This window comes from Amaricoccus sp. (assembly GCF_017995835.1).
Classification (GTDB): domain Bacteria; phylum Pseudomonadota; class Alphaproteobacteria; order Rhodobacterales; family Rhodobacteraceae; genus Amaricoccus.
Map to the genome: position 1 here is coordinate 1 of NZ_JAGOID010000185.1, position 3377 is coordinate 3377.

6 protein-coding genes are annotated in these 3377 nt (G+C 69.2%); 1 reads left to right on the forward strand and 5 read right to left on the reverse strand.

The annotated features are described in order from the left end of the window. On the forward strand, positions 1–362 hold a 362-nt coding region (locus KBA23_RS16370; RefSeq protein WP_290743221.1), incomplete at its 5' end, for an EamA family transporter. A gap of 22 nt (positions 363–384) precedes the next feature. Here the strand turns inward: KBA23_RS16370 and KBA23_RS16375 are convergent. From KBA23_RS16375 to KBA23_RS16395, 5 genes are all read right to left on the reverse strand, one after another. Beyond that, positions 385–579, reverse strand: a complete 195-nt coding sequence (locus KBA23_RS16375; protein WP_290743224.1) for a helix-turn-helix transcriptional regulator — start codon at positions 577–579, stop codon at positions 385–387. Further along, positions 576–1004, reverse strand: coding sequence for a hypothetical protein (locus KBA23_RS16380; protein WP_290743227.1), 429 nt, complete (start codon positions 1002–1004; stop codon positions 576–578). The genes KBA23_RS16375 and KBA23_RS16380 overlap by 4 nt, the downstream gene beginning before the upstream one ends. A 37-nt stretch (positions 1005–1041) precedes the next feature. Then, positions 1042–1392 carry a hypothetical protein gene (locus tag KBA23_RS16385; RefSeq protein WP_290743229.1) on the reverse strand — a complete coding sequence of 117 codons (351 nt, stop codon included), beginning with the start codon at positions 1390–1392 and terminating at the stop codon, positions 1042–1044. Positions 1393–1495: 103 nt separating this feature from the next. Continuing rightward, complete coding sequence (locus KBA23_RS16390) at positions 1496–2095, reverse strand: isochorismatase family protein (RefSeq protein WP_290743232.1); 600 nt, start codon at positions 2093–2095, stop codon at positions 1496–1498. A gap of 29 nt (positions 2096–2124) precedes the next feature. Next, positions 2125–3377: hypothetical protein (locus KBA23_RS16395; RefSeq protein WP_290743235.1), on the reverse strand; the 1253-nt coding region annotated here is incomplete at its 5' end.

Consider the following 3377-nt stretch of genomic DNA (forward strand, 5'->3'; position numbering starts at 1 on the left):
AGAAGGGCCTGATCTCCGGCGGCCTGGCACCTCAGGTGGGTGCGACGCTGCGCACGCTGGTCGCCCTGGTGGTGCTCGCAGCGGTGAGCGGGCCGGCGCTGCGCCAGCTCACTACGGCGAAGCCGGGGGCGCTGCTCGCCATCGCCGTCGGCGGCGGCGTCGTCGCCGGCGGCATCGGTATTCTCTGCTTCTACGCCGCGCTGCGCGCCGCGCCGATCCAGCAGGTGATGCCGATCGCCTTCACGTCGCCCCTGTTCGGCGTCGCGGCGGCGGTGCTGATCGGCGGCCAGAGGCTCACTCTGCGCGACCTCTGCGGCATGGCGTTGACCCTGGCGGGCGTCGCCATCCTCGGCAGCCGCTAGGTTCACTTAGCCGGCGCGCCGCTCAACCTTCGGGCTCGAACACCTGCTCGATGGCCAGGTCGAAGAGCCGGGCGATCGAGAAGGCGAGCGGCAGACTCGGGTCGTAGCGCCCGGTCTCGATCGCATTGACCGTCTGCCGGGAGACGCCGAGCCGGTCCGCCAGCTCGCCCTGCGACCAGCTGCGTTCGGCGCGCAGCACGCGCAGGCGATTCCTCATGTGCCGCCGGAGTATCGCCGCGCAGCGAGCCACGAACCGGCGGCCCACGCCAGGAGCAGGACCACCGCGATGCCGCGCCCACCGAGCGCGGGCGCACCGAGCAACTCGAACAACGGGTAGAGCAGCGCGACGACCGCTCCGGCGGCGAATCCCAGCCCGAGGGCTTCGAGCTGAATTCGGCGCAACAGCTCGTCCGCCTGACGGAGATAGAGCACGTACCGCCGAGTGGCCTCGACTGCGAACAGGAGCGCCGTCCCCACCAGCAGCCACTGCAGAGCGGGAGAGATTGCAGGAAGCGCGGCGCGCCAGCGCAGTGCCGCCGTCGCGGCGACGTAGGCGATGGCGGCGGCCAGCATCCAGCGGTTGAAACCGCCTGCGTTGCGCGCGTCGCGCCCGGTGTGAAAGCCGGCAGAGGACGGCTTCACAGTGCCTCTCCTGATTCGTCGTCGGTGACGAGCCCCATCAGGCGAGCGGACATGGCGCCTTTTCATCGCGGCGCAGGAAGACCGACGCGGCGGCGCAGCAACCGAACAGCGGCACCCAGGCTGCCAGGCCTGCGAGGTCCTGCGAAGCGATCGCGGTGCCGGCAAGCAGAATAGCCACGCCCAGAATCAGCGCCGGCGACGACACCCGCATCGGGCCACCGAGCAGGCGCGTCCGCAGCAGATCGGCGGTGACGAGTGTCAGGACCAGGAGCGCCGGAGCGGCAAGCCGCCAGAGGCCCGCGGCAGGCGCGCTGCCGAGTACCTCCGCGGCGATGACTCCGGTCGCCAGCAGCAGCGCCGGTCCCATTCTGGAAAGCAAGCGGATCATCGTCGAGACTCCTTCGAGACGCCGGAGAGATCATCTCCCCGGCAGACGAAAGAGTAAAGTAACCTTTACATTTTGTCAATGGAAGTTGACAAAGCTGCCGGCGTCAGTCGTCGCCGCCCACCTGCCCCTGTTTGAACAGCGCCGACATCGCCTTGAACTGGGCGTGATCCTTGTGCCGCGCCCACTCGAACGCCACCGACTCGAGGTTGCTCACTACCGCACCGGCCTGGCGCATGCGCTCGAGCGCCCACTGCCGATGCTCGGCGCCGCGGCCGGAGACCGCCTCCCAGCAGAGGTGGACCTCCTGCCCCAGGCGCCGCGCTTCGAGCACGGTCTGCATCACGCAGACATGCGCCTCGATGCCGGCGACGATGAGCTGGCGCGACGCGGGCGCGATGCCCGGCCGCACCTCCGCCAGCGCCTCCTCGAAGCCAGGGTCGCCGTAGCAGCCGAACGCGCCCTTCTCCACTTTGCGTTTGGCGACGGAAAGCGCCTCGTAGCGCGCGAGGAGGTCCGGCTGCGTGGGGCCGAGCCCGCGCGGATACTGCTCGGTGAGCACCACCGGCACGCCGAACAGCTGGGCGAGCTCGAGCAGGCGATGCGTCGCGGCGAGAACGAGCGGAGAGCGATGGACCTTGTCGACCAGCTTTCCCTGCAGGTCGATCACCACCAGGATGCTGCGATCAGCGTCGGCGAGTTCCATGCCTGGAGGATAGCAACCGCGGCAGGCTCTCAGTGCGGCGCCCAGTAGCGCAGTCCGAAGGACAGCGGCGGGACGGTGCCGGTGGGACTGGCATGGTTGTCGTCCCAGAACCGCAGCGCAGCGAAGACCTTGGTCGCTGCCGACGATACGGCCAGGCGCCCGAGCTGCAGGCGATAGAGCGCCGCCGGCGCGCCGAGCGTCGTCGAGACGATCGGCGTCCGCGACCAGGCGGCGTCGGTTCCGAAGCCGGGATAAAAGGCGCCGTCGAGAGTGCGCGCCCCGAGCACCGCCGAGGCACGGCTACTGCCTTCGGGGAAGTGGAACCCCCAGAGCAGCAGCGCCGGCGCGAGACCCGCGGGAGTGACGACGGCCACGTCCACGGCTCCGCTCGGCCTCGCACCCGGCCCCAGAAGAAAGAGCAGCTTGCCGCTGGCGCCGAAGGTCGTGTCGAGTGCTCCGTTCGCAGTGAGCCGCACGATGTAGGGCAGCAGCCCGTAGCTCGTCGTCACCTGGCCAGCGAGGAAGATCCTGCCGGAGCTGTCACGCGTCGCTCCGCCAAGCTGGTTCTGCAAAGCCTCGGGCAAGAAGAAGAGCATGTTGGTCACCGGCAGCACCGGCCAGGTGACGACCGTCTTTCCTCCCGAGCCGAACGAGCCGTCGATGAGCCCGCTCGCCGCGACTCGCCGCTGGACGAACCAGGTTGCCGTCACCGGCGCCGACTCCGTCCAGTCCGGTGTCGAAGATCGCGTCCAGCCGGCGAGCAGGATCTTGCCGTCGGATGTCGCCAGAACCCTGGCGATCGACTCGTCGTTGCCGTACTCCAACTCGAGAAACTCGTAAGTGCGGACTCCCGCAGCGGTCCAACGGATCAGGAACGAGGCGTTGCCGCCGACGCTGGCCGTCGTTCCTCCCGCGACGTAAATGCTGCCATCGCTCGCCACCGCCACGTCGGCGTTACGAATCGAGAAGCCGCCCCAGAAGCGGGTGACGAACCCGCCCGAACCGAAGGTGGTGTCCACGGCGAGAGCGGAGGTGAGGCGTGTCACGAAGAGATACCTGTTGCCGCTCACGTTCGCCATTCCCACCACCACGAAGCCGCCGTTCCCGAGCCGGGTGAGCGCCCAGGCTCGGTGGGGAGAGCCGGCGAAGACCGCTATGTGGCGAATCAGTTGCGCACCGTCGTCGCTGATCCGGCGCAGCACCATGGCGCCGTCGCTGGCCGAGGTGGCCTCGGCGATCACCAACCGACCGCTTCCGTCCGCAACCGCAATCGGAAGGGCGG

Bases quoted from the DNA above. Each gene is read 5' to 3' on its own strand.
- KBA23_RS16375 (WP_290743224.1), bottom strand. From the start codon at position 579: ATGAGGAATCGCCTGCGCGTGCTGCGCGCCGAACGCAGCTGGTCGCAG.
- KBA23_RS16385 (WP_290743229.1), bottom strand. From the start codon at position 1,392: ATGATCCGCTTGCTTTCCAGAATGGGACCGGCGCTGCTGCTGGCGACC.
- KBA23_RS16390 (WP_290743232.1), bottom strand. From the start codon at position 2,095: ATGGAACTCGCCGACGCTGATCGCAGCATCCTGGTGGTGATCGACCTG.